The organism is Rosenbergiella gaditana (genome assembly GCF_018494065.1).
Taxonomy (GTDB): Bacteria; Pseudomonadota; Gammaproteobacteria; order Enterobacterales; family Enterobacteriaceae; genus Rosenbergiella; species Rosenbergiella gaditana.
In genome coordinates this window covers 135,779-159,451 of the sequence record NZ_JABBFR010000003.1, presented here as the reverse complement: position 1 = coordinate 159,451, position 23,673 = coordinate 135,779, and the positions used below count along the sequence as shown (strand labels likewise).

Below are 23,673 nucleotides of genomic sequence, written 5' to 3'. Positions count from 1 at the left end.
GAATGCCTCCGATGTTAGATTTCTTATCGTAGTGATCTTACGTAATTATATGTCAATTATCAGTGAGCCAGCTCACAGCGATGTAATCGATTACATTTAAGACTCATTAAAAGTTATTCAACAACTTCTTCAAGGTCTGGTTCACTGGTTCTTGACGGAACTATATAAAAATATCGACTATTTATAGCCTTAACCGCTGAATAAATCATATTTTTTTTACCAATTGGTGAAATAGACTCTATTTAGGCTAGGAAAAGACCTTGTAAACGTTTTCACTCAGGAGTGATAGAGGCGCGCTCTGATTTTTTAAGGGGATATGAGGGGACGGCGAAGGGTAGAAATAGGGCGGAAATTCTCCCGCCCTATTTTGAGGAACTATTTTAAATTAGCCGCATCACGCAGTGCTTCAGCTTTATCCGTTTTTTCCCATGGGAAGTGCTCACGGCCAAAGTGTCCATAAGCCGCAGTTTCACGGTAAATAGGGTGAAGTAGATCTAACATCTGGATCAAACCGTAAGGACGTAGGTCGAAGAACTCGCGCACCAGCAGGGTTAATTGCTCAGTTGGTAGCTTTTCGGTACCGAAAGTCTCGACCATGATTGAAGTCGGTTCAGCGACACCAATTGCGTAAGAAACCTGAATTTCACAACGGTCTGCCAGGCCAGCAGCAACAATATTCTTCGCCACATAACGCGCGGCATAAGCAGCAGAGCGGTCAACTTTAGACGGATCTTTACCTGAAAATGCACCGCCGCCGTGACGCGCCATACCGCCGTAGGTATCAACAATAATTTTACGTCCGGTTAATCCGCAGTCACCCATTGGGCCACCAATAACAAAACGCCCTGTCGGGTTGATGAAATATTTGGTGCTAGGGGTGAGCCACTCGGTCGGCAGTACAGGCTTGATAATGGTCTCCATTACAGCTTCTTGCAGCTCTTTTTGACCGATCTGTTCTGCATGTTGGGTAGAAAGAACAACTGCGTCGATACCGACAATTTTGTCGCCATCATATTGGAAGGTGACTTGGCTTTTAGCATCTGGACGTAACCAAGGCAGAGTACCGTCTTTACGTACTTCGGATTGGCGTTGTACTAAACGGTGAGCGTAAGTCACTGGAGCAGGCATCAACACATCAGTTTCATTGGTTGCGTAACCAAACATTAATCCTTGGTCACCGGCACCCTGGTCAAGCGGATCTTTACGGTCAACACCTTGATTAATATCTGGCGATTGTTTACCAATGGCATTCAGTACCGCACAGGAGTTTGCATCAAAGCCCATATCGGAGTGAACATAGCCGATATCACGTACAGTTTGACGAGCGATTTCTTCGATATCGACCCAAGCTGAGGTCGTAATTTCACCGCCAACTAAAACCATGCCAGTTTTCACATAGGTCTCACAGGCCACACGTGCTTTGGGGTCTTGCTCAAGGATCGCATCTAATACGGCATCAGAGATTTGATCGGCGATTTTATCGGGATGCCCTTCTGAGACGGATTCTGAGGTGAAAAGATGTTTAGCCATTATATAGTTACCTTGCTTAAGGGATTTAATTCGCGTGCACTCATAATTGGTGCTGCCTCAACATCGCCATCTTATCGCTGATAGCACGACGACCTTGAATAGTAAATTGAGAGGAAAACACCATCGGATGGTTTTCCATCTGGACGTCTATTCTAGGGTAGGATCACTGATTAATTCCAGCGATTTTTCTGGATTAGCGCATCGACAGCCACATAGACACTGATAACAGCCTAGACGTAAGACAAACATTTTGCATTTTTACCCCCTTAGGGGTATAAATCGCGAACCGCTTTACCACCTGTGATGGACAGGTTTCACGCTTAGGTATGAAAAAAATAAAATTATATATTACAGTGGTTTAAAGATTTTTTTCGATTTGCAGTATGCCGAATTCTGGGTGTGGCAACGCCGCTTTTTGATTTATCGACCATCACTGTAGTTATCGTCAGTAAATCTGTCACCACGTACAGTTATTTTTTCTCTGCATCACCTATATTATCCGTCATAAACGTGGCGGACGTGTTAGACCCATGACGAGTATTTGCAGTGCTTAGCGGGTTACGCTAGGGTAAATACTTAATTGTTTTTTATCTGAGATAGAGGCATGAGATGACCGACGTCATTAAACACATTCGAGGTTCATCTGCTGGCGAACATGGTGAGCTGCGTTCAATGCAAGAGGTTGCAGTCAACGATCAAGAAGCGAGCCGTATGTTACGCACCTACAATATTGCCTGGTGGGGAAATAATTATTATGACGTCAATGAATTAGGTCATATCAGTGTTTGTCCAAATCCAGACATTCTTTCGGCCCGTGTCGATCTGGCTAAACTAGTTAAAGAACGCGAAGCACAAGGCCAGCGACTACCTGCGTTATTTTGCTTCCCGCAAATCTTACAGCATCGCCTGCGGTCAATTAATGCCGCATTTAAACGCGCACGTGAATCTTTCGGTTACCGCGGTGACTATTTTCTTGTCTATCCAATTAAGGTTAACCAACATAAACGAGTCATTGAGTCACTGATTAACTCGGGGGAACCTTTAGGACTGGAAGCGGGATCAAAAGCAGAATTGATGGCGGTCTTAGCGCATGCAGGCCAAACACGTTCGGTGATTGTGTGTAATGGATATAAGGACCGCGAATATATTCGTTTAGCCCTAATCGGCGAAAAACTCGGTCATAAAGTGTATCTTGTGATCGAAAAGATGACAGAGATCCGTTTGGTGCTTGAAGAAGCTGAACGGTTAAATGTAGTGCCGCGCTTAGGGATCCGCGCACGCTTAGCGTCGCAAGGTTCCGGTAAATGGCAATCAAGCGGTGGTGAAAAATCGAAATTTGGTCTGTCAGCCTCACAAGTATTGGAATTGGTCGACATTATGCGCCAAGCCGGGCGCTTAGAGAGTTTACAGTTACTCCATTTCCATCTTGGGTCGCAGATGGCAAATATCCGCGATATCTACACAGGCGTTCGTGAATCTGCCCGTTTCTATGTGGAACTCGCCCGTTTAGGGGTACAGATCAAATGTTTTGATGTAGGCGGTGGTTTAGGGGTCGATTATGAAGGAACTCGCTCGCAATCCGACTGCTCAGTGAATTACGGATTAAATGAATATGCGAATAATGTCATTTATGCCATTGGTGAAGCGTGTGAAGAACATGGCTTAGAGCACCCAACCGTCATTACCGAGTCAGGGCGTGCTGTGACCGCACACCATACAGTATTGGTTTCGAACATTATTGGTGTTGAGCGTAATAGTTTTACTCCGCCGAACTCGCCAGAAGATGACTCCCCGCGTCCTTTATTAAGTATGTGGAAAACGTGGCAGGAGATGCACGAATCGCAGGGACATCGGTCATTACGCGAGTGGCTGCATGACAGCCAAGTCGACTTATCTGATATCCATACTGGATATTCATCAGGTATTTATACACTGACACAACGCGCTTGGGCTGAGCAGTTGTATTTAAATATCTGTCATTATACCCAACAGCATTTGGATCCGAGCAACCGCGCGCACCGGCCAGTGATTGATGAACTTCAAGAGCGCATGGCAGATAAGATTTACGTCAATTTCTCGCTATTTCAATCTATGCCTGATGCATGGGGGATCGATCAGCTCTTCCCAGTCCTGCCACTTGAAGGGCTGAATAAGCAACCCAAGCGAAGGGCGGTATTGTTAGATATCACTTGTGATTCTGATGGCACTATTGATCATTACATTGACGGTGATGGGATTGCGACGACGATGCCGATGCCGGAATATGATGCGGAAAATCCCCCTATGCTGGGCTTCTTTATGGTCGGCGCTTATCAAGAAATCTTGGGGAACATGCACAACCTGTTCGGCGATACTGAAGCGGTTAACGTTTACGTCAATGAAAATGGTGAAGTAGATGTTGAGTTATCCGATGAAGGGGATACCGTCGCGGATATGTTGGAATACGTTCAGCTGGATCCACAAGAATTACTTAGCCTGTTCTATCATCAAGTGAAAGCCAGCGATATTGCTGAAGAACTTCGAGACCAATTCTTGTCCGAGTTTGAGAGCGGCTTGTATGGCTACACTTATTTGGAAGATGAATAAATTATACTGTCTAGGCGCTGAATGGTCAGCGCCCTTGTAAAGGGAAAGAATATACTATGTACAACACCTTAGGTAACGAATATGACAACTCACTGGTGTCTAACGCCTTTGGTTTTCTGCGTTTCCCACTCAATTTTCAACCTTATGAAAGTGATGCCGAATGGGTGATTACTGGCGTCCCCTTTGACGCCGCAACGTCAGGCCGTCCAGGCAGTCGTCTCGGCCCCAATGCGATTCGTCAGGTCTCTACCCACTTGGCCTGGGAAGGGTGCCGCTGGCCGTGGAGTTTCGACTTACGCCAACAGCTGAATGTTGTCGATGGAGGGGATTTGGTGTATGCCTTTGGTGATTCTGCGGATATGTCGGCCAAATTACAGGCACACGCTGAGAAACTGTTAGCAAATGGCAAGCGTATGCTGACCCTTGGTGGCGACCACTATATTTCTTTGCCGTTACTGCGCGCTCATGCGAAACACTTTGGTAAAATGGCCTTAGTTCATTTTGATGCCCACACGGATACCTATTCGAATGGACCGACCTTTGACCATGGCACCATGTTCTACACTGCGCCGCAAGAAGGGCTTATCGACCCCGCGCATTCTGTTCAAATTGGTATTCGGACTGAATACGATCCTTCACTTGGTTTCAATGTACTGGATGCAGCGTGGGTCAACGATACTGCGGTGGAAGACATTCTCGCTAAAATTCGTCAAACAGTCGGTGACTTGCCGGTCTATCTGACCTTTGATATAGACTGCCTTGACCCTGCTCATGCACCAGGTACGGGTACCCCAGTGGTGGGAGGGTTAACCAGCGATAAAGCCACAAAATTACTCCGTGGATTACAGGGATTAAATATTGTGGGAATGGACTTGGTTGAAGTTGCACCAGGCTACGATCATGCCGATATTACGGCACTGGCAGCCGCAACAGTTGCGTTAGATATGTTACATGTACAGGCTGCAAACAAGCAGGCTCAGCGCTAATCATTATTCTGAATAGTTAATTTACGAGGAGTGTAAGATGGGATTACTTGACAGCATCGTTGGATCATTAACCGGCGGAGAAGGGCAGCAAAACTCCCTTAGTCAACTTCAAGCGGTCTGGTCTTGGGTACAAGAGCAGGGTGGTGTGGAAGTACTGATTCAAAAGTTCCAGCAAGGTGGCTTAGGGGAAATTCTCTCTTCATGGCTGAGTAACGGCAGCAATCAATCGGTCAGTCATAACGATATTCAATCCGCTTTCAGTCAGCAAGACTTGCAGTCGCTAGCGGATAAACTAGGGACCGATGTACAGGGTGCATCGAGTACATTATCTGAAATTCTTCCACAACTGGTTGATAAAATTTCCCCGCAAGGTGAAGTTCACCCTGAAGCCAGTGGCAATGCACAGAATGATCTCGGTTCATTAGTCGATTCAATCTTCAAGCGTTAAATTGTGCGGATCGAATGTACTTTCATTCGACACATCATGTACATTGAAACAACTAAGTTTCCAATTTGTGTTGAAAATGTTTAAAAATCAACACAACTAAATCATCCGATCTGGAGTGAAAGATGCCTTCTGAAAAAAAACTTGCTAATGCTATTCGTGCACTCAGTATGGATGCGGTCCAACGCGCTAAATCTGGCCACCCCGGTGCACCGATGGGAATGGCAGATATCGCCGAAGTATTATGGCGCGAGTTCTTAAATCATAACCCTAAAAACCCGTCATGGGCGGATCGTGACCGTTTTGTCTTATCTAACGGCCACGGCTCAATGCTGATCTATAGCTTGTTACACCTCAGCGGTTATGACTTACCTATTGAAGAGTTAAAAAACTTCCGTCAATTACACTCTAAAACGCCAGGTCACCCAGAATATGGCTACACCGTAGGTGTCGAGACGACGACAGGTCCATTAGGACAAGGCATTGCGAATGCTGTCGGTTTTGCAATTGCAGAGCGCACGCTGGCGGCGCAATTTAACCGCCCAGGGCATGACGTCGTAGACCACTATACCTATGCCTTTATGGGTGACGGCTGTATGATGGAAGGGATTTCTCACGAAGCCTGTTCATTAGCCGGTACGCTGCAACTCGGCAAACTAATCGCTTTCTACGATGACAACGGTATCTCCATTGATGGCCATACTGAGGGTTGGTTCAGCGATGATACGGGCTTGCGCTTTGAATCCTACGGTTGGCACGTTATCCGTGGCGTTGATGGCCACAACAGTGAATCAATCCGCCGCGCGGTGGAAGAAGCTCGTGCTTCAGAGCGTCCAACGCTTATCATGTGTAAAACAGTTATCGGATTTGGTTCCCCTAACAAAGCCGGTACTCATGACTCACATGGTGCTCCATTAGGCGACGACGAAATCACACTCACTCGTAAAGAGTTAGGTTGGGACTCAGCGCCATTTGAAATTCCTGCAGACGTCTATGCTGCGTGGGATGCTAAAGAAGCAGGCGCACAGAAAGAGCAGGTTTGGAATGAGAAATTCGACGCTTATGCGAAGGCTTTCCCTGAGTTAGCAGCGGAATTCAAACGTCGTACCGCGAATCAACTTCCTGCTAATTGGGCGGCTGAATCGCAAAAATTCATCGAAGACTTGCAAGCTAACCCGCAAAAAATTGCTAGCCGTAAAGCCTCGCAAAATGCGATCGAAGCTTATGGTAAACTGCTGCCAGAGTACCTGGGCGGTTCTGCAGACTTAGCGCCAAGTAACTTAACCATGTGGTCAGGCTCTAAGTCGATTAAAGACGATGCAGCCGGTAACTACATTCACTATGGTGTGCGTGAATTTGGTATGACAGCGATTGCTAACGGTATTTCGTTGCACTCAGGTTTCATTCCTTATACCGCTACCTTCCTGATGTTTGTGGAATATGCGCGTAATGCTGCACGTATGGCTGCATTGATGAAACTGCGTCAAATCTTGGTCTACACCCATGACTCCATTGGTTTAGGTGAAGATGGTCCTACTCACCAACCGGTAGAGCAGGTAGCGAGTTTACGTACTACGCCAAACATGAGCGTATGGCGTCCAGCTGACCAAGTCGAAACGGCGGTGGCTTGGAAAGAAGCTATCGAACGTCAAGATGGTCCTTCAGCATTAATTCTTTCACGTCAAAACCTTGCCCAACAACCGCGTACTGCTGAGCAACTTGCTGCAATCAGCAAAGGGGGTTATGTCCTGAAAGATAGCGAAGGGCAACCAGAGCTTATCTTCATCGCAACCGGTTCTGAAGTTCAGTTAGCGGTTGATGCGGCAGAGAAATTGACGGCAGAAGGTCGTAAAGTGCGTGTCGTTTCAATGCCTTCTACTGATCACTTTGATAAGCAAGATGCCGCTTACCGCGAGTCAGTATTGCCGGCAGCAGTGACCGCACGTGTCGCCGTTGAAGCGGGTATTGCCGATTACTGGTACAAGTATGTTGGTCTACAAGGTGCAATCGTGGGTATGACCACTTTCGGTGAGTCAGCGCCTGCAGAGCAACTGTTTGAAGAGTTCGGTTTCACGGTAGACAACGTGGTAGCGAAAGCGAAAGCAATTCTGTAATCGCTAATCGCTAGATAAAAACCAGTCAGTGTTTTCACTGGCTGGTTTTTTTTTGCAAACCCGTCAGTGACGTTGATCACTGATAGCGTAACGCTAACCGCCTGCTGTGGCGTAAAATGTGATCTTGATCGTATTTTAGTCATTGGTCTTGATCTCTATCATTTCCGAAACTAACGAGTTGATTTATTCTCGAAAGAATCGTTTCAGCTTTGATAGAACGGGGTATTAATATCGAGCAAATCGTTGTAGCCTCAAGCAACAGTTTCCGACGAAAGGGCTAGCCACCCAAGTTTGAGCAAGGTGATAAGTAAGCAATGACCCTACGAATTGCGATAAATGGTTTTGGCCGTATAGGTCGTGCAGTGACAAGAGCCCTCTATGAAACAGGTCGTCATCTGGACGTCACTGTGGTTGCCATCAACGAACTCGCTGAAAGCCGCGGTATGGCACATCTTTTAAAATATGACACCACTCATGGACAGTTCGCGTGGGAAGTTAAATTAGAGGGTGAGCAACTCTTTATCGGGAGAGACGCGATCACTTTACTTCATCACTCTTCGATCGCTGAATTACCCTGGGGGGATTTAGATATCGATGTTGTGCTAGATTGCACTGGCGTCTACGGTAGCCGGGCCGATGGTGAAGCGCATTATCAAGCTGGTGCGCGTAAGGTACTGTTCGCGCATCCTGGTGAACCAGACTTAGACGCAACCATCGTCTATGGCGTTAATCATGATACCCTACTGCCTGAACATCGGTTTGTCTCCAATGCTTCCTGCACCACCAATTGCATTATCCCCGTCATTAAACTGCTTGACGATGCCTTTGGTATTGAGTCAGGTACGGTAACCACCATCCATTCGGCAATGCATGACCAACAAGTCCTTGATGCTTACCATCCTGATTTGCGCAGAACACGCGCGGCAAGTCAGTCGATCATTCCAGTTGATACTCGGCTCTCGGCGGGTATAACGCGGATATTTCCTAAGTTTCTTGACCGATTTGAAGCGATTGCGGTGCGGGTGCCGACTATCAACGTCACGGCAATTGATCTCAGCGTAACGCTAGAGCAAAAAGTAACGGCACTGCAAGTCAATCACTTACTGCAAGAGGCAGCCAACGGCTGCTTTCATGGTATAGTCGACTATACCGAGCTCCCACTGGTTTCGGCAGATTTTAATCACGATCCCCACAGTGCCATCGTGGATGGATCGCAAACGCGAGTCAGTGGAGGACACCTGGTAAAAACGTTAGTATGGTGTGATAACGAATGGGGCTTCGCGAACCGAATGATCGATACCTGTTTAGCGATGTCTGACAACACTTTCAAACCTGTCGCATAAGCGGCAGGATAAACTTAAAGAATCAATAAGAGGATTCACCATGTCTGTAATCAAAATGACCGATCTGGATCTTGCTGGAAAACGTGTTCTGATTCGTGCTGATCTTAATGTGCCAGTCAAGGATGGGAAAGTGACGTCAGATGCGCGTATTCGTGCATCACTACCGACCATTGAACAAGCGCTAAAGCAAGGTGCGAAAGTAATGGTGACTTCTCACTTAGGTCGTCCGACGGAAGGCGAATATAACGAAGAATTCTCTCTGCTACCCGTTGTTAACTACCTGAAAGAAAAGCTTGCCAGCACCGAGGTAAGTCTCGCTAAAGACTACCTTGAGGGCGTTAACGTCGACGCTGGACAGTTGGTGGTACTAGAGAACGTACGCTTTAACAAAGGCGAAAAGAAAGACGATGAAACGCTAGCGAAAAAATATGCGGCGTTGTGTGACGTTTTTGTGATGGATGCGTTTGGTACGGCTCACCGTGCCCAAGCCTCGACTCACGGTGTGGGTAAATTTGCTCCTATCGCGTGTGCAGGCCCATTACTGTCTGCGGAACTCGAAGCCCTTGGTAAAGCGATGAGCAATCCGGCTCGTCCAATGGTTGCGGTAGTCGGAGGCTCTAAAGTTTCCACTAAATTTGATGTTCTACAATCTTTAGTTGGCATTGCCGATACAGTGATCGTGGGCGGCGGTATTGCGAACACCTTCGTAGCGATTGAAAACAACGTCGGTAAATCATTGTACGAACCTGACTTTGTTAAAGCGGCTAAAAAGCTACGTGACGAACATGGTATTCCCGTTCCCGTCGACTCACGTGTTGGGACTGAGTTCTCTGAAACCGCCCCTGCAACAGTCAAAAAAGTTAACGAGATCCAAGACAACGAAGAGATTATGGATTTTGGCGATGAGACTGCGGCTCAAATGGCTAAAATTTTAAAAGAAGCGAAAACCATCCTTTGGAACGGACCTGTTGGCGTATTCGAATTCCCTAACTTCCGTAAAGGGACTGAAATCGTGGCTAACGCCATCGCAGACAGCGATGCGTTTTCTGTTGCAGGCGGTGGTGATACGCTTGCTGCAATCGACCTATTTGGTATCGAAGATAAAATTTCCTACATCTCCACGGGTGGCGGTGCATTCCTTGAGTTTGTGGAAGGCAAAAAGCTCCCAGCGGTGGCAATGTTAGAAGAGCGTGCGAAACAATAAAAAATTCTGAGGAGGGCTCATTCTCCTCTATTTTCTACCGCTGAAAAGGTGATCTCAGCTTACGACCAATGAAACAGGACAACACTTATGTCTAAAATTTTTGATTTCGTAAAACCGGGTGTCGTTACGGGTGAAGACGTACAAAAAGTTTTCCAAGTAGCTAAAGAGAATAAATTCGCGTTACCAGCAGTTAACTGCATCGGTACTGATTCAATCAATGCGGTATTAGAAGCCGCTGCAAAAGCTAAAGCACCAGTGATTGTTCAGTTTTCTAACGGCGGAGCAGCATTCCTCGCAGGGAAAGGCTTCACCTCTGATAAGCCACAAGCAGCAGCCATCCTAGGGGCTATCACTGGCGCACAACATGTTCACCTGATGGCTGAACAATACGGTGTTCCCGTTATTCTCCACACTGACCATTGTGCAAAAAAACTACTACCTTGGATTGATGGATTACTGGATGCGGGCGAGTCCCATTTCAAAAATACCGGTAAACCGCTTTTCTCTTCACATATGATTGACCTTTCTGAAGAATCTTTAGAAGAGAATATCGAAATCAGCGGTCAATACCTCGCGCGCATGGCGAAGATGGGAATGACGCTTGAGATTGAGTTAGGCTGTACAGGCGGAGAAGAAGATGGCGTGGATAACTCACACCTCGATAACTCGGCGCTCTATACCCAGCCTGAAGATGTTGATTACGCTTATCAAAAACTGAGCGCTATCAGCCCTAATTTCACCATTGCGGCATCATTCGGTAACGTTCACGGTGTGTATAAGCCAGGTAACGTGCAACTAACGCCAAAAATCCTGAGAAATTCTCAAGACTACGTCAGTGAGAAACATAATTTAGCTCACAATAGCCTGAATTTTGTGTTCCACGGTGGGTCAGGCTCTTCAGCTGAAGAGATCAAAGAGTCTATCGAATATGGCGTAATTAAAATGAATATCGATACTGATACCCAATGGGCAAACTGGGACGGTATCCTACAGTTCTACAAAAAGAACGAAGGCTACTTACAAAGCCAACTGGGTAACCCAGAAGGCGACGATAAGCCAAACAAAAAGTACTACGACCCACGTGTCTGGTTACGTGCGGCGCAAAGTTCTATGGTCGTGCGTTTAGAGCAAGCCTTCCGAGAATTGAATGCTATAGACCGTCTGTAATACTCCCCCAAACGCCAGCTTTGCTGGCGTTTTCTCCGTTTGACGCAGTAAATTTCCTGAAGTTACCTGACGAGGTTGGCAATTTGCGGGTTTTTAGTTACCCTTTTTAACGGGACGTCTTGCACAGATGCTCCAGCGTTATTTATTGGAAACCCACGACAGGATGATCTAATGCAAGATCTTAACGTAGTAAACGGCTTACATAGTGCCGGGACTTGGATTGAAAAGAACCAGTCACTTTTATTAAGTTATGTAGTCAATATCGCCGCGGCTCTCGTCATTCTATTTATTGGATTTACGGTCGCGAAAATCGTTTCTAGAACCATTAATAAAGTCTTAATCTCGCGTCATATTGACCAAACGGTCGCCGATTTTATCTCGATGATCGTCCGTTATGCGATTATCGCATTCACGCTCATTGCTGCGGTCAGCCGAGTGGGCGTACAAACGGCCTCCTTCATTGCTGTACTCGGTGCGATTGGTGTAACCGTCGGTTTAGCCTTACAGAACTCACTTTCAAACTTCGCGGCCGGTGTGCTGCTGGTCACCTTTAGACCGATTCGGGTTGGGGAGTTCGTGGATGTTGGTGGGTGCTCTGGTACTGTTTTAAACGTACAAATTTTCCAAACCACGCTGAGAACCTCTGATGGTAAGATTGCGGTCATTCCTAACGGCTCAATCTTCACGGGTAAAATCATCAACTATTCACGTGAACCAGAGCGTCGTAATGAGTTTATCATTGGCGTAGCTTACGACGCAGATATTGACCTGACGATGAAAGTTCTGCGCGAAGTCGTAGAAGCAGATAAGCGTGTCATTAAAGAAAAAGGGATCGTTGTCGCATTGAACGAAATGGCCCCCTCTTCATTAAATTTCATCGTACGTTGCTGGAGTAAAAGCGACGATTTACAACAGGTCTATTGGGATCTTATGGCTGACTTTAAGCGTGCCTTAGATAAAAACAAAATTGGTATTCCATTCCCACAAATGGATGTACACCTTGTTCGCAGTAGCGAAAGCTAAAGACCGCTCTCCACAGTCAGCCATGCTGGCTGTGGAGTATTCATTTCACTAATAGCCCCCCGTTTTTTTTAATTTCCTTTCCAACCTTCCTTTATCGCACACTTAACGCCTACTGTTTAAAAGGGGCTTAAGATGTCTGTATTTGTACAAGGTTTTGCACTGGGCGGTGCACTGATTCTTCCTATAGGCCCGCAAAATACAATAGTGTTACGTCAAGGGATGTTGCGACGCTATGCTTTCGTGGCAGCAACCTTTTGCGTCGTAAGTGATATGCTATTAATTACTACTGGGGTCTTAGGCGGAGCGGCATTTTTACAACACTATCCGCTGTTGATGCTAGGGATGACATGGGTAGGAGTCGTGTTCTTACTCTGGTATAGCTATGGGGTAATCAAAGAGATCCGCCAGCCTATCACCACTGACTCAGTAGGGCGTTCAGCTACCTCCCTTGGTCAACTGCTCCTCACTCTTACGGCGGTGACGTGGTTAAATCCTCATGTTTATCTTGATACTGTGGTCATACTCGGAAGTCTTGGGAGTCAAATTCCTGCAGCGTTACGTCTGACCTTCGTCGCGGGGGCTATTTCTGCATCTATTATCTGGTTTTATTTACTCTCATCAATTTCCACGCTACTTTCTGAAAAGCTTATGCAGCCACGTATTCAAAAGTTGATTGCTTTTGTAGTGGTCATCTTATTACTGACATTGGCGTTTAGACTGGCCAGTGAAGGCGTGGTAATGTTGCAACAGAGATAACGAATAGCGATGGATAAAGGAGTACGATGATGAAAAAGCGACTTACTGCATTAGGGCTGCTTAGTGTGAGCATGGGGCTAACGGCATCAGTGTCTGCCGAAACGACCCCCAATACGCCTTATCTCAGTACCTCCGGTCAGGGGCAGGTACAGGCTCAACCCGATATGGCCACCATAGTGATCGAAGTAAAGGCTACTCACGCGCAAGCGTCTCAAGCCAAAAAACAGGTTGATAGCCGCATCGCACGTTATTTTGATTTTTTACATCAGCAAGGAGTGGCAGATAAAGATATCAACGCCGCGAACATCGAGACCCATGCTGACTATGACTATTCACAGCGGGGCAAGCCTAAACTTACGGGTTATCAAGCATCACGTAGGGTGGAGGTAACTCTGCACCAACTCGCTAAGCTCAATACGTTATTAGATGGCGCGCTCGCCGCTGGGTTAAATGATATTCGTTCGGTATCGATGGGCGTTGACCACCCTGAACACTATCAGCAACAAGCTCGGCAAGATGCGATTAAAGATGCTATTACCAAGGCCAAAGGGTTGGCATCCGGCTTTAATGCCTCGTTAGGCTCAGTGTGGAGCATCAACTACCAGACTCAACATAACGTGACGATGCCGATGGTTAGGATGATGAGCGTGCAAGCATCTGCCGCTGACACGACACCCGATCAAACCTATCAACAGAAAAAACTCGATTTCACCGATAATGTTGAGGTGGTCTTTACACTAAACACTCACTCTCTTGGCGCAGAACCTGGCGACCATACTCAACCAACGAGTCCGTAACGCGTCCCATGACGCGGCTTTCTGGCGCAAACCTGTGCCAGTAAAGCATACGGCGTTGATAAAGTCCGGGAGTCAGGTCAATCAGGGCCCCCTCAGCTAACTCAGACTCGATCTGTAAATGCGGGATCATACAACACACAGACCCTTGCTTGGCCAACTGCACAAAGGCTTCTGAAGAATTTACGATATGGCACGGCAAGCTGCCTGGCGGCAAATCAAAGTTCTCTTGTAAAAAGGCTTGATGCATATCGTCTAAGTGATCAAAGGAAACGGCCGGGGCTTTGAGCAGTGTTTGGCGGTTGACCCCCTGCGGAAAGTAGCGCTTAGCAAAATCGGGGGATGACACAAATAAATAGTCTAAGGCACCAAGGGTATCGACATGGCAACTGGGTAAGGCACGTGGTTGTATACTGACCGCACCGACCACTTCGCCACGTCTTAGACGCTCGAGCGTACGGCTCTCGTCTTCGACTTGTAAATTCAGGCGAACCGGTAAATCCGCTAGCACATCCCGTAATGCCGGCAATAACCACGTCGCAAGACTATCAGCATTCACGGCAATGGAGAGAAGTAGGGGCGTTGTTCCGCCTTTTTCATCGGTTAGCCACTGCTCTTCTAAAAGCTCAACTTGATGGAGTAGGGCGAGTAATTTTTGGCCTTGCTCAGTGGGACGGGGGGGGACCGTACGGACCAGCAAAGGTTGACCAAATTGCGTTTCTAACTGTTTGATACGCTGCGATACCGCCGATTGTGTAATACAGAGCTTTTGTGCCGCCCGTTCAAATCCGCGCTCACGAATCACAGTATCAAGGGCTTGAAGGTTACGGTAATCGGGTCTTTTTATCATGTTTTCTCAGTCCCTGACTGAAAGAAAAAAATCGGTTTGTCTTGAGATTGAACGCGCAAAACTACATTTCAATCCACGAAAAATCACTATTTTAGATAAGCTTGTTTTATACTACGGCTACCGAAATACGTATAGGTTTTAACATACCATGACTCAGGACGAACTTAAAAAAGCAGTAGGCTGGGCGGCACTCGACTATGTTCAGCCCAATACGATCGTTGGCGTAGGGACCGGTACAACAGCAGCTCATTTTATTGATGCATTAGCCACCCGCAAAGATGAAATTATTGGTACTGTGTCCAGTTCAGAAGCCTCGACTGAACGTTTAAAATCGTATGGTATTCCAGTTTTCGATCTCAATAAAATTGACTCACTCTCACTGTACATCGATGGGGCAGACGAAATTAACCCCGCTTTACAAATGATTAAAGGCGGTGGTGCAGCACTCACCCGTGAAAAAATCATCGCGGCGGTTGCGCAGACCTTTATCTGTATCGCAGATCAATCAAAACAGGTCGACTGCTTAGGTCACTTCCCCTTACCCGTCGAAGTTATCCCCATGGCTCAAGCTTATGTCTCACGCGAGTTAGTGAAACTAGGGGGTCGTCCAGAGTATCGAAAAGATATTGTTACGGATAATGGTAACATTATTCTTGATGTCTACGATTTGTTAATCGACGATCCGGATAAATTAGAAGCCGCGATCAATGCGCTACCGGGAGTAGTCACTGTCGGGCTGTTTGCAAAGCGCGGTGCTGATATAGCCTTAATTGGTGGCGAAAACGGCGTGAAGAAAATTTTTCGTGCTGGTTACGAAAAAATAGTCGCGACCCACAAATAGTGATTTATATCACAAAAAGTGTCCTCATCGAGTTAATCCGCTAAAGCATATCCACTATACAGTGTTTTGGCGTTGAATTATGGGTAAGTAAACGATTGTTTTAATCGGTTTAACGTTTTTTAGGGTGTTGCTCTTGGCCTATTTTTTTCTTATGTTGGCGGTTAGCTAAGGGTATTTAACGAAAATCAATTTTATAGGGTCGGGTAATGGCTAAGGTTTCACTGGAAAAAGACAAAATTAAGTTTTTATTAGTCGAGGGGGTCCACCAATCGGCTCTCGATAACCTAAAAGCAGCGGGTTATACCAACATTGAGTTTCATAAATCCGCGCTCAGTCCTGAGCAACTGAAAGAATCGATTCGTGATGCTCACTTCGTTGGCCTTCGTTCTCGCACGCAACTGACCGAAGAGATTTTCGCGGAAGCCGAGAAATTAATTGCGGTGGGATGTTTCTGTATCGGTACTAACCAAGTCGATCTCAACGCCGCAGCTTCACGTGGTATTCCCGTCTTTAACGCCCCGTTCTCTAACACACGTTCAGTCGCCGAACTGGTCATTGGTGAATTATTATTACTGATGCGTGGTATCCCCGAGGCAAACGCGAAAGCTCACCGTGGCATTTGGAACAAAAATGCAAAAGGCTGCTTTGAAGCTCGCGGTAAAAAGCTTGGCATCATTGGCTACGGTCACATTGGTATGCAATTGGGTGTCCTGGCGGAAAGCTTAGGGATGTATGTTTACTTTTACGATATTGAAAGTAAGCTGCCACTCGGTAACGCGACACAAGTGGCATCATTAGACAAGCTATTAGCGATGAGTGATGTGGTCAGTTTGCACGTTCCGGAGACCGCAAATACTCAAGAGATGATCAGCAAAGACCAGCTGGCAGCCATGAAGCCAGGGGCCTTATTAATTAACGCTTCCCGCGGGACAGTCATTGATATTCCGGCGCTATGTGAAGCATTAGAGAGTAAACACTTGGGTGGCGCAGCAATCGACGTTTTCCCTGTTGAACCAGCCTCCAACAGCGATCCCTTCGACTCACCGCTTTGCCAATTCGATAATGTTATCTTGACCCCACATATCGGTGGTTCTACGCAAGAAGCGCAAGAGAATATTGGGATTGAAGTAGCAGGCAAGCTGGCGAAATACTCAGATAATGGCTCAACGCTCTCTGCGGTAAACTTCCCTGAAGTATCACTCCCTGCACACAGTGCTTCGGCAAGTCGTATCTTGCATATCCACGAAAACCGCCCGGGGATCTTAACCGCAATTAACAATATTTTTGGTGATCAAAATATTAATATCGTTGGTCAATACCTACAAACCTCACCTCACTTAGGTTATGTCGTGATTGATGTCGATGCGGAGCAAGAAGTGGCTGATAAAGCGTTACAGCTGATGAAGGACATTCCTGGCACTATTCGTGCTCGACTACTCTACTGATTATGATTCTAAAGAGGCCGCTAGGCCTCTTTACTCGACCATTGCCATAATTTATTGGGCGTGATCACTGCCGGTAAAGGAATGTCCCAAGGTTCGATAGGAAGAGCCTCCTGATGCTGGCAATTGTGCGCAATGCCAATAGGAAAAACCGACGTCTTTTGCCAATCGGCCAATAGGCGGTCATAGAAACCTCCTCCCATACCTAAACGTTGTCCCGCGCTGTCAAAGGCGACCAAGGGCACAATAATCACATCTAATTCAGTAAACGGGCAGCACTCGTCGGTATTCTCTTCAGGCTCAAGCATACCTGAGCGATGTTTTACCAAGCTGGTTTGCGGGGTAAAACGCTGAAATAACAGTGAAGTAGGCTGCAAGGGGTCAATGCGGGGCAAATAAACACTCTTCCCTAAATGCCATAAACGCGCAATCAGCGGGCGAGTATTAATTTCACCGTCCATCGACAGAAATAGCGCAATACGTTGCGATTGTTCAATGGCAGAGTAGAGGATGGCATGCTCGGCAAGTTGTTGGCTAGCTTGGAATTGTTGTGATTCACTCAGCGAACGTCTTAAGCGACGCATATGCTGGCGTAAAGATTGGCGCTGTTGATGAAGAGGTGAGTCCATAACGTAACATCCTTGTGAGGGCACTCAAGGATAATAGGGCGATAACCCAAGACAGTAAAGAGAAACTATAGAGGAGGAGAGGGGATCTCCGAGATGCCGCTGCGAGCTGTAACCCTTGAACCCTTGGTTCAAGGTGAACGTGTCGTCATACCTATTAGGCTTCTCGGACGAACCGAGCATGCACACAAGATATGAGGCGCCACATTCTAGTAGTACTAAATATCGGCTCAGGGGACTGGCCCGCTTGCAAACATCTCAGAGAATACGTTGTTCAGGGATAATTATAGCACAGGATCCCTGAAACCATTATTCAAATTTACTTTCAGGACGATCACTGATGCGCCCTTGTTCAACTAATGCCTGTTCAATAGTCTGCTGCAGTACACGAATACGCTGTTCCATATTGCTCGCATAATCACGGGTCTTGTTCTTTTCTTGCGCAAGTTCGTGACAAATATTTAATGCTGCAATGAACACTAACTGTTCTGTATTCGTGACGCGTGTTCTGTGTTTTAAATCCTGCAGACGCTGGTCAAGATCTTCAGCGGCAGAAAGTAGAGCTTCTTTTTGTTCTGGAGGACAATTCACCCGGAGTGAACGACCAAAAATATGAATATCTACCGGTTGCGCAGACATGTTACCTTCCTGATAATTACGTTGTCCGCTTCCAAAGTCACTTGCTTTGGAAGGGCGCCACTATATATACCTGAGGCAGAAGTTACAACCCCTTTTCTGGAATCTATGAGGGAGCTAATGGTAGCATAGACCTCACTTCACTTTCCTAAGACTATGGATAATTATGACTTCACCGAACTATAACACGCTTAACAGCGAACTCACGACACAAGGTGTCGGTATGACTGCCGCTGAGATGCATGGTTTACTCAGCGGAATTCTTTGCGGTGGGACTAAAGATCATAGCTGGAAGGCCCTGGTTCATGACCTTACTAATGAAGGCATAGCATTCTCCGTCCAACTTAATCAATCCTTACAAGCGATATACGATAATACATTGCACTCCTTAGAGGAAGATGGATTCAATTTCCAGCTCTATTTACCGGATGACCAAGGCGATAACGTCTTCGAGCGCGCAGACGCACTCGCCGGCTGGGTAAACCATTTTCTACTAGGCTTAGGGGTAACGCAGCCAAAATTAGATAAAGTGAAAGGCGAAGCTGGGGAAGCGATTGACGATTTGCGTACTATCGCTCAGTTAGGCTACGACGAAGATGAAGATCCGGAAGAGCTTGCACAATCTTTGGAGGAAGTCATTGAATATGTCAGAGTGGCTGCTTTACTCTGTCATGAAACCTTCAACACACCGCAATCGGATGCCTCAGCCGTCACGCAGGGTCCAACATTACATTGATCCTTTCACGGTAAAATGGATTACAGGGAGCTTAGGGTATGATTTCGCAGAAAAATTACTGTCAACGCCGTCAGGCGTTACTTAAACAGATGGTACCGGGTAGCGCGGCCTTACTCTTTGCTGCGCCAGAGGTAACAAGAAGCCGAGATACCGAATATCTCTTTCGCCAAAATAGTGATTTCTGGTACTTCACGGGTTTTAACGAGCCCGAAGCGTTACTGGTTTTGATCAAAAGTGACGAGCAACATAACCATAGTATTCTCTTTAACCGTTACCGTGATCCCCATGCAGAGGTCTGGTTTGGTCGCCGTCTTGGTCAGGAGGCGGCGATAGAAAAGCTTGGCGTTGACCGCGCACTGCCTTGGGGAGAGATTGACCAGCAACTGGCTCAGGTGCTTAATGGGTTATCCACCCTTTATCACTCCAGTGGGGAGTATGACTTTGCTGATGAAAAAATCGCTCATGCATTAAAAACGCTACGAGAAGGGGAGCGGAAAAATCTTCGCGCGCCGAGCACTGTGATTGACTGGCGACCAATCGTACATGAAATGCGTTTGAAAAAAGATCATGAAGAACTAGCGATTTTACGTGAGGCTGGACGTATCAGTGCCTTAGCACACCAGCGCGCGATGCAGCAGTGCCAACCTGGAATGTATGAGTACCAGTTGGAAGGAGAAATTCATCATGAATTCTCTCGTCACGGTTCCCGATTCCCCTCTTACAATACCATTGTCGGCGGCGGCGATAACGCCTGTATCTTACATTACACTGAAAACGAATCTCCGCTCCAAAAGGGGGATTTGGTACTGATTGATGCTGGCTGTGAGCTATTTGGCTATGCTGGTGACATCACCCGTACTTTTCCTATTGACGGTAAGTTTACGGCACCACAGCGTGAACTTTATGAGATTGTTTTACACGCATTAACAACGGCGTTATCGCTGTTTCGCCCTGGCGCCACGATTGCTGAGGTGACAGACGCTGTTATTCGTATAAAGGTTGAGGGCTTGGTCCGCTTAGGGATCTTAGAAGGCGATATCTCGCAATTAATTGAAGAAAAAGCGTATCGACCCTTTTTTATGCATGGTCTAAGTCACTGGCTAGGTCTTGATGTCCATGATGTGGGGAGTTACGGCAGTGCTGACCGTACCCGTATCTTAGAGCCGGGTATGGTATTGACGGTCGAACCTGGTTTATATATTGCGCCAGATGCGAAAGTCCCCGAACGCTACCGTGGTATAGGGATCCGTATTGAGGACGATATCGTGATCACTGAGTCAGGGCATGAAAACTTAACGGAGCAGGTGGTCAAAGACCCCGATGCGATTGAACAGTTGATGCAATCGGCTCAGGCAAGACGTCTAGGTGAAAATAAGCCACTATGAGCGTAATTATTGTCGGAGGCGGGATGGCTGGCGCAACGCTTGCGCTCGCATTATCCACCTTATCTCAAGGTAAAATTTCTGTCACCTTAGTTGAGGGGAGTTCCCCGCATGAGGCTGCACATCCTGGTTTTGATAGCCGGGCCATCGCATTGGCTGCGGGAACCTGTCAGCAACTTGCGCGTATTGGTGTCTGGTCGGCGCTTAAGCCTTTTGCGACGCCTATCACCGATATCCATGTTTCCGATCGAGGCCATCTTGGTCAGGTCGAACTCTGTCGGGAAGATTACCATTTACCCGCCCTTGGCAATGTTATTGAACTGCATGCTGCGGGAAAAGTGCTTTTTCAGCGGCTGCACCAGGCACCCGGTGTGACGCTGCGCTGTCCGGAAAAAGTGGTAAACTTGACGCGATCGGCGCAGCAGGTATCGGTGACGCTTGAAAGCGGTCAAACGCTTGATGCGCAGACCTTAGTGATTGCCAGTGGTAGCCGTTCAGCCCTCGCAACCCAAGCAGGCTTTGTATGGCAGCGTGATGACTATCATCAAGTTGCCATTATCGCTAATGTGAGCACATCAATGCCACATAATGGTCGAGCCTACGAACGCTTTACTCAGTATGGTCCCATCGCCCTATTACCGATGTCGGAAAACCGGTTATCCTTAGTGTGGTGCGTGTCAGCCTCCACCAGTGAACAACTCCTGGTGGCAGATAACGCGTTATTTTTACAGCAGTTACAACGTGAATTTGGCTGGCGACTTGGCCAATTTACTGAAGTTGGTCAGCGTGAGTCCTATCCGCTGAGCTTGCATCAAGCGCAGTCGTTGATTACACACCGTAGCGTAGTGATTGGTAATGCGGCTCAATCTCTTCATCCTATCGCGGGCCAAGGCTTTAACCTTGGACTTAGGGATGTCATGAGTTTGGCTGAAAGCTTAGCGGAGGCTTATAGCCAGCAACAGGATATAGGCCATTTTAGCGTACTGAATCGCTACCAGCAGCGAAGAGCACAAGACCGCGCGACGACCATCTCGATCACTGATGGCTTAGTCCGACTTTTTGCGAATGATAATTTACCTTTAATCATTGGCCGTAATCTGGGATTACTCGCTATGGAAAGAGTCACCGGGTTGAAACACCACCTCGCTAGCCGTACTTTAGGCTGGGTTAAACGTTAAATTAAGAGAATATGCATGCAAAGCTACGATATTATTATTGCTGGTGGTGGAATGGTCGGGCTCGCAGTGGCGTGTGGACTGAAAGATTCAGGGCTGAGTGTTGCCGTCCTCGAACAAGGGGCTGCCCCCAGCTTTAGTCCCCAGGATCCTCTATCGGTACGTGTCTCAGCAATTAATCGCGCTAGCCAACGCTTGTTAGATAAATTGGGAGTTTGGCAGGATATCCTCCAGATGCGGGCCAGCTGTTACCACGGTATGAAAGTGTGGGAAAAAGACAGCTTCGGCCAAATAGCCTTTGATGATGGCGATATGGGTGGCCATGGCTTGGGCTATATTATAGAAAATACCGTGCTGCACTCAGCTTTGTGGCGCCAAGCAGAAAAACTGTCTCATATTACCCTTATCCCTAATGCAGCCCTTCAACAGACGGCTTTCGGTGATAACGAAACCTTTGTCAGTCTACAAGATGGTAGCATGATGACTGCACGTTTAATGGTGGCGGCAGATGGCGCGCACTCTTGGCTGCGGGGTAAAGCGGATATCCCACTAACGTTTTGGGATTATAAGCATCATGCCTTGGTCGCAAATATCCGTACTGAACAGCCCCATCAAGGTATTGCGCGGCAGGTATTCCATGGCGAAGGGATTTTAGCCTTTCTGCCTTTCGAAGATCCGCACAGTTGCTCTATCGTCTGGTCGACTGAACCCCAAACGGCGAAAAAGCTCAGCTTAATGGATGACTCGCTATTTTGTCAGCAGCTTGCAGTCACCTTCGACATGCAACTGGGGCCTTGTACCCTAAATAGTGAACGTAAAAACTTCCCGCTGACAGCGCGTTATGCGCGTCAATTTGCCAGCCATCGGCTTGTGTTAGTCGGGGATGCGGCACATACCATCCATCCACTGGCTGGGCAGGGGGTTAATTTAGGCTTTATGGATGCGGCTGAACTAATAGGACAACTTATCCGGCTGCAGCAAGAAGGCAAAGATATTGGTCAACACCTTTATCTCCGCCGTTATGAACGTCTTCGCAAGCTCAGTGCGGCAAAAATGTTGGCAAGTATGCAAAGCTTCCAAGATCTCTTCGCTGGACACCATCCACTGAAAAAAATGGTTCGTGATATTGGGCTAACGCTTGCGGATAAGCTACCCGGTATTAAACCACAGCTGATCAAACAGGCTCTGGGTGAACACGATCTCCCTGAATGGTTACGTAAGTAGAAGGCATCCGTGAATGGGTCAACGCACATTGGAAATAGATAAAAGCACTGCACTCTTGGTTGTCGATGTTCAAAACGACTTTCTCCCTCATGGCGCCCTAGCGGTCCCTCGGGGGGATGAAGTAATCCCTGTGATTAATCGCGTTGCACCCTTATTTCAGCATGTGGTTATTACCCAAGATTGGCATCCTGCTGGCCATCTCTCCTTCAGCTCCTCCCATCCAGGATGTGAAGATTACCAACAGATTAACATGCCTTATGGGCCACAATGTTTGTGGCCTGACCACTGCGTACAAGGCAGTGAGGGGGCTGAGCTGTCAGACGCTTTAACTCTTCCACATGCCAGATTGATTCTTCGTAAAGGTATCCACCAAGCCATCGATAGTTACTCTGCTTTTCTTGAGGCGGATCGTAGCACCTCAACCGGACTCCTCGCATGGCTGCAAGCACAGGGTATTAAGCAAGTCGTCATAACGGGACTTGCCACTGACTTTTGTGTGGCCTGGACGGCTATTGATGCCGCTGAGTCGGGGTTAATGACCTGGGTCATAGAGGATGCTTGTCGAGCGATTGATATCGAAGGCTCACTCCATCGTGCTAAAGCGGCAATGCAGGATGCTGGTGTGAGTTTCCTCACATCTTGTCAATTGCACCAGCGTTGTGAAAGTTGATTTATTCTAATTGTTGATCGCATTTACCCTTAGATAAACTAATCTGAATCGAAATAATTTGGAGCCATGTGGTAAGGGCAGCTCAGCCAGTTTTTTTATCCAAAGAGACAAATAGCGACATTTGTCGTCATTTGTCTCTTTAA

21 protein-coding genes and 1 other RNA gene are annotated in these 23,673 nt (G+C 47.1%); 17 read left to right on the top strand and 5 right to left on the bottom strand.

Going from position 1 to position 23,673, the window contains the following annotated elements:
* Positions 1 to 375: 375 nt before the first annotated feature.
* The gene (gene metK / locus HH682_RS03555; RefSeq protein WP_214236246.1) at positions 376 to 1,530 is read right to left on the bottom strand and encodes a methionine adenosyltransferase; all 1,155 of its coding nucleotides are present in this window, start codon (positions 1,528 to 1,530) and stop codon (positions 376 to 378) included.
* A gap of 609 nt (positions 1,531 to 2,139) precedes the next feature.
* Between metK and speA the strand changes: the two genes are divergently transcribed.
* The 10 genes from speA (at position 2,140) to HH682_RS03505 (ending at position 13,951) form a co-directional block, all read left to right on the top strand.
* Positions 2,140 to 4,116, top strand: a complete 1,977-nt coding sequence (speA, locus tag HH682_RS03550) for a biosynthetic arginine decarboxylase (protein ID WP_214236245.1) — start codon at positions 2,140 to 2,142, stop codon at positions 4,114 to 4,116.
* Between the two features lie 56 nt (positions 4,117 to 4,172).
* A complete protein-coding gene (gene speB / locus HH682_RS03545; RefSeq protein ID WP_214236244.1) occupies positions 4,173 to 5,102 on the top strand; it encodes an agmatinase in 930 nt (309 codons plus the stop codon).
* Between the two features lie 37 nt (positions 5,103 to 5,139).
* The gene (locus HH682_RS03540) at positions 5,140 to 5,550 is read left to right on the top strand and encodes a YidB family protein (RefSeq protein WP_214236243.1); all 411 of its coding nucleotides are present in this window, start codon (positions 5,140 to 5,142) and stop codon (positions 5,548 to 5,550) included.
* 122 nt (positions 5,551 to 5,672) lie between these two features.
* Complete coding sequence (tkt, locus tag HH682_RS03535; protein WP_214236242.1) at positions 5,673 to 7,661, top strand: transketolase; 1,989 nt, start codon at positions 5,673 to 5,675, stop codon at positions 7,659 to 7,661.
* A gap of 314 nt (positions 7,662 to 7,975) precedes the next feature.
* Positions 7,976 to 9,004 (top strand): erythrose-4-phosphate dehydrogenase, encoded by a 1,029-nt coding sequence (gene epd, locus HH682_RS03530; RefSeq protein ID WP_214236241.1) that lies wholly within the window; start codon positions 7,976 to 7,978, stop codon positions 9,002 to 9,004.
* Between the two features lie 40 nt (positions 9,005 to 9,044).
* Positions 9,045 to 10,208, top strand: a complete 1,164-nt coding sequence (gene pgk, locus HH682_RS03525; RefSeq protein WP_214236240.1) for a phosphoglycerate kinase — start codon at positions 9,045 to 9,047, stop codon at positions 10,206 to 10,208.
* Between the two features lie 87 nt (positions 10,209 to 10,295).
* Positions 10,296 to 11,375 (top strand): class II fructose-bisphosphate aldolase, encoded by a 1,080-nt coding sequence (gene fbaA / locus HH682_RS03520; RefSeq protein WP_214236239.1) that lies wholly within the window; start codon positions 10,296 to 10,298, stop codon positions 11,373 to 11,375.
* Positions 11,376 to 11,546: 171 nt separating this feature from the next.
* Positions 11,547 to 12,398 carry a small-conductance mechanosensitive channel MscS gene (gene mscS, locus HH682_RS03515; RefSeq protein WP_214236238.1) on the top strand — a complete coding sequence of 284 codons (852 nt, stop codon included), beginning with the start codon at positions 11,547 to 11,549 and terminating at the stop codon, positions 12,396 to 12,398.
* A gap of 132 nt (positions 12,399 to 12,530) precedes the next feature.
* Positions 12,531 to 13,154, top strand: a complete 624-nt coding sequence (locus HH682_RS03510; protein WP_214236237.1) for a LysE/ArgO family amino acid transporter — start codon at positions 12,531 to 12,533, stop codon at positions 13,152 to 13,154.
* Positions 13,155 to 13,183: 29 nt separating this feature from the next.
* Positions 13,184 to 13,951, top strand: a complete 768-nt coding sequence (locus HH682_RS03505; protein ID WP_214236315.1) for an oxidative stress defense protein — start codon at positions 13,184 to 13,186, stop codon at positions 13,949 to 13,951.
* On the opposite strand, the gene HH682_RS03500 is transcribed toward HH682_RS03505, so the two are convergent.
* Complete coding sequence (locus tag HH682_RS03500; protein ID WP_214236314.1) at positions 13,887 to 14,795, bottom strand: LysR family transcriptional regulator ArgP; 909 nt, start codon at positions 14,793 to 14,795, stop codon at positions 13,887 to 13,889. The genes HH682_RS03505 and HH682_RS03500 overlap by 65 nt on opposite strands.
* A 151-nt stretch (positions 14,796 to 14,946) precedes the next feature.
* Here HH682_RS03500 and rpiA point away from each other — a divergent pair, with 151 nt between their 5' ends.
* On the top strand, positions 14,947 to 15,639 hold the full coding sequence (gene rpiA / locus HH682_RS03495; protein WP_214236236.1) for a ribose-5-phosphate isomerase RpiA: 693 nt from the start codon (positions 14,947 to 14,949) through the stop codon (positions 15,637 to 15,639).
* A 206-nt stretch (positions 15,640 to 15,845) separates the two neighbouring features.
* Entirely contained in the window at positions 15,846 to 17,084 is a 1,239-nt protein-coding gene (gene serA / locus HH682_RS03490) for a phosphoglycerate dehydrogenase (protein ID WP_214236235.1), read from the top strand.
* A 20-nt stretch (positions 17,085 to 17,104) separates the two neighbouring features.
* On the opposite strand, the gene HH682_RS03485 is transcribed toward serA, so the two are convergent.
* From HH682_RS03485 to zapA, 3 genes are all read right to left on the bottom strand, one after another.
* Entirely contained in the window at positions 17,105 to 17,710 is a 606-nt protein-coding gene (locus tag HH682_RS03485) for a 5-formyltetrahydrofolate cyclo-ligase (protein ID WP_214236234.1), read from the bottom strand.
* 81 nt (positions 17,711 to 17,791) lie between these two features.
* A non-coding RNA gene (gene ssrS / locus HH682_RS03480) (6S RNA) lies at positions 17,792 to 17,975 on the bottom strand.
* Between the two features lie 41 nt (positions 17,976 to 18,016).
* Positions 18,017 to 18,346: a cell division protein ZapA gene (gene zapA, locus HH682_RS03475; RefSeq protein ID WP_048912634.1), complete on the bottom strand. Its 330-nt coding sequence runs from the start codon at positions 18,344 to 18,346 to the stop codon at positions 18,017 to 18,019.
* Positions 18,347 to 18,509: 163 nt separating this feature from the next.
* On the opposite strand from zapA, the gene HH682_RS03470 reads away from it, so the two are divergent.
* The 5 genes from HH682_RS03470 to pncA are packed head-to-tail and all read left to right on the top strand — an operon-like array spanning position 18,510 to position 23,530.
* Positions 18,510 to 19,079: a YecA/YgfB family protein gene (locus tag HH682_RS03470; RefSeq protein ID WP_214236233.1), complete on the top strand. Its 570-nt coding sequence runs from the start codon at positions 18,510 to 18,512 to the stop codon at positions 19,077 to 19,079.
* 38 nt (positions 19,080 to 19,117) lie between these two features.
* A complete protein-coding gene (gene pepP, locus HH682_RS03465; RefSeq protein WP_214236232.1) occupies positions 19,118 to 20,464 on the top strand; it encodes a Xaa-Pro aminopeptidase in 1,347 nt (448 codons plus the stop codon).
* On the top strand, positions 20,461 to 21,639 hold the full coding sequence (gene ubiH, locus HH682_RS03460; RefSeq protein WP_214236231.1) for a 2-octaprenyl-6-methoxyphenyl hydroxylase: 1,179 nt from the start codon (positions 20,461 to 20,463) through the stop codon (positions 21,637 to 21,639). Before pepP ends, ubiH begins: the two co-directional genes overlap by 4 nt.
* Before the next feature lie 15 nt (positions 21,640 to 21,654).
* A complete protein-coding gene (gene ubiI / locus HH682_RS03455; protein ID WP_214236230.1) occupies positions 21,655 to 22,860 on the top strand; it encodes an FAD-dependent 2-octaprenylphenol hydroxylase in 1,206 nt (401 codons plus the stop codon).
* Between the two features lie 13 nt (positions 22,861 to 22,873).
* Complete coding sequence (gene pncA, locus HH682_RS03450) at positions 22,874 to 23,530, top strand: bifunctional nicotinamidase/pyrazinamidase (RefSeq protein ID WP_214236229.1); 657 nt, start codon at positions 22,874 to 22,876, stop codon at positions 23,528 to 23,530.
* Positions 23,531 to 23,673 lie beyond the last annotated feature (143 nt).

Excerpts from the sequence above, each read along its gene's own strand:
- metK (WP_214236246.1), bottom strand. The coding sequence starts at position 1,530 with ATGGCTAAACATCTTTTCACCTCAGAATCCGTCTCAGAAGGGCATCCC.
- speA (WP_214236245.1), top strand. The coding sequence starts at position 2,140 with ATGACCGACGTCATTAAACACATTCGAGGTTCATCTGCTGGCGAACAT.
- speB (WP_214236244.1), top strand. The coding sequence starts at position 4,173 with ATGTACAACACCTTAGGTAACGAATATGACAACTCACTGGTGTCTAAC.
- HH682_RS03540 (WP_214236243.1), top strand. The coding sequence starts at position 5,140 with ATGGGATTACTTGACAGCATCGTTGGATCATTAACCGGCGGAGAAGGG.
- tkt (WP_214236242.1), top strand. The coding sequence starts at position 5,673 with ATGCCTTCTGAAAAAAAACTTGCTAATGCTATTCGTGCACTCAGTATG.
- epd (WP_214236241.1), top strand. The coding sequence starts at position 7,976 with ATGACCCTACGAATTGCGATAAATGGTTTTGGCCGTATAGGTCGTGCA.
- pgk (WP_214236240.1), top strand. The coding sequence starts at position 9,045 with ATGTCTGTAATCAAAATGACCGATCTGGATCTTGCTGGAAAACGTGTT.
- fbaA (WP_214236239.1), top strand. The coding sequence starts at position 10,296 with ATGTCTAAAATTTTTGATTTCGTAAAACCGGGTGTCGTTACGGGTGAA.
- mscS (WP_214236238.1), top strand. The coding sequence starts at position 11,547 with ATGCAAGATCTTAACGTAGTAAACGGCTTACATAGTGCCGGGACTTGG.
- HH682_RS03510 (WP_214236237.1), top strand. The coding sequence starts at position 12,531 with ATGTCTGTATTTGTACAAGGTTTTGCACTGGGCGGTGCACTGATTCTT.
- HH682_RS03505 (WP_214236315.1), top strand. The coding sequence starts at position 13,184 with ATGAAAAAGCGACTTACTGCATTAGGGCTGCTTAGTGTGAGCATGGGG.
- rpiA (WP_214236236.1), top strand. The coding sequence starts at position 14,947 with ATGACTCAGGACGAACTTAAAAAAGCAGTAGGCTGGGCGGCACTCGAC.
- serA (WP_214236235.1), top strand. The coding sequence starts at position 15,846 with ATGGCTAAGGTTTCACTGGAAAAAGACAAAATTAAGTTTTTATTAGTC.
- HH682_RS03485 (WP_214236234.1), bottom strand. The coding sequence starts at position 17,710 with ATGGACTCACCTCTTCATCAACAGCGCCAATCTTTACGCCAGCATATG.
- zapA (WP_048912634.1), bottom strand. The coding sequence starts at position 18,346 with ATGTCTGCGCAACCGGTAGATATTCATATTTTTGGTCGTTCACTCCGG.
- HH682_RS03470 (WP_214236233.1), top strand. The coding sequence starts at position 18,510 with ATGACTTCACCGAACTATAACACGCTTAACAGCGAACTCACGACACAA.
- pepP (WP_214236232.1), top strand. The coding sequence starts at position 19,118 with ATGATTTCGCAGAAAAATTACTGTCAACGCCGTCAGGCGTTACTTAAA.
- ubiH (WP_214236231.1), top strand. The coding sequence starts at position 20,461 with ATGAGCGTAATTATTGTCGGAGGCGGGATGGCTGGCGCAACGCTTGCG.
- ubiI (WP_214236230.1), top strand. The coding sequence starts at position 21,655 with ATGCAAAGCTACGATATTATTATTGCTGGTGGTGGAATGGTCGGGCTC.
- pncA (WP_214236229.1), top strand. The coding sequence starts at position 22,874 with ATGGGTCAACGCACATTGGAAATAGATAAAAGCACTGCACTCTTGGTT.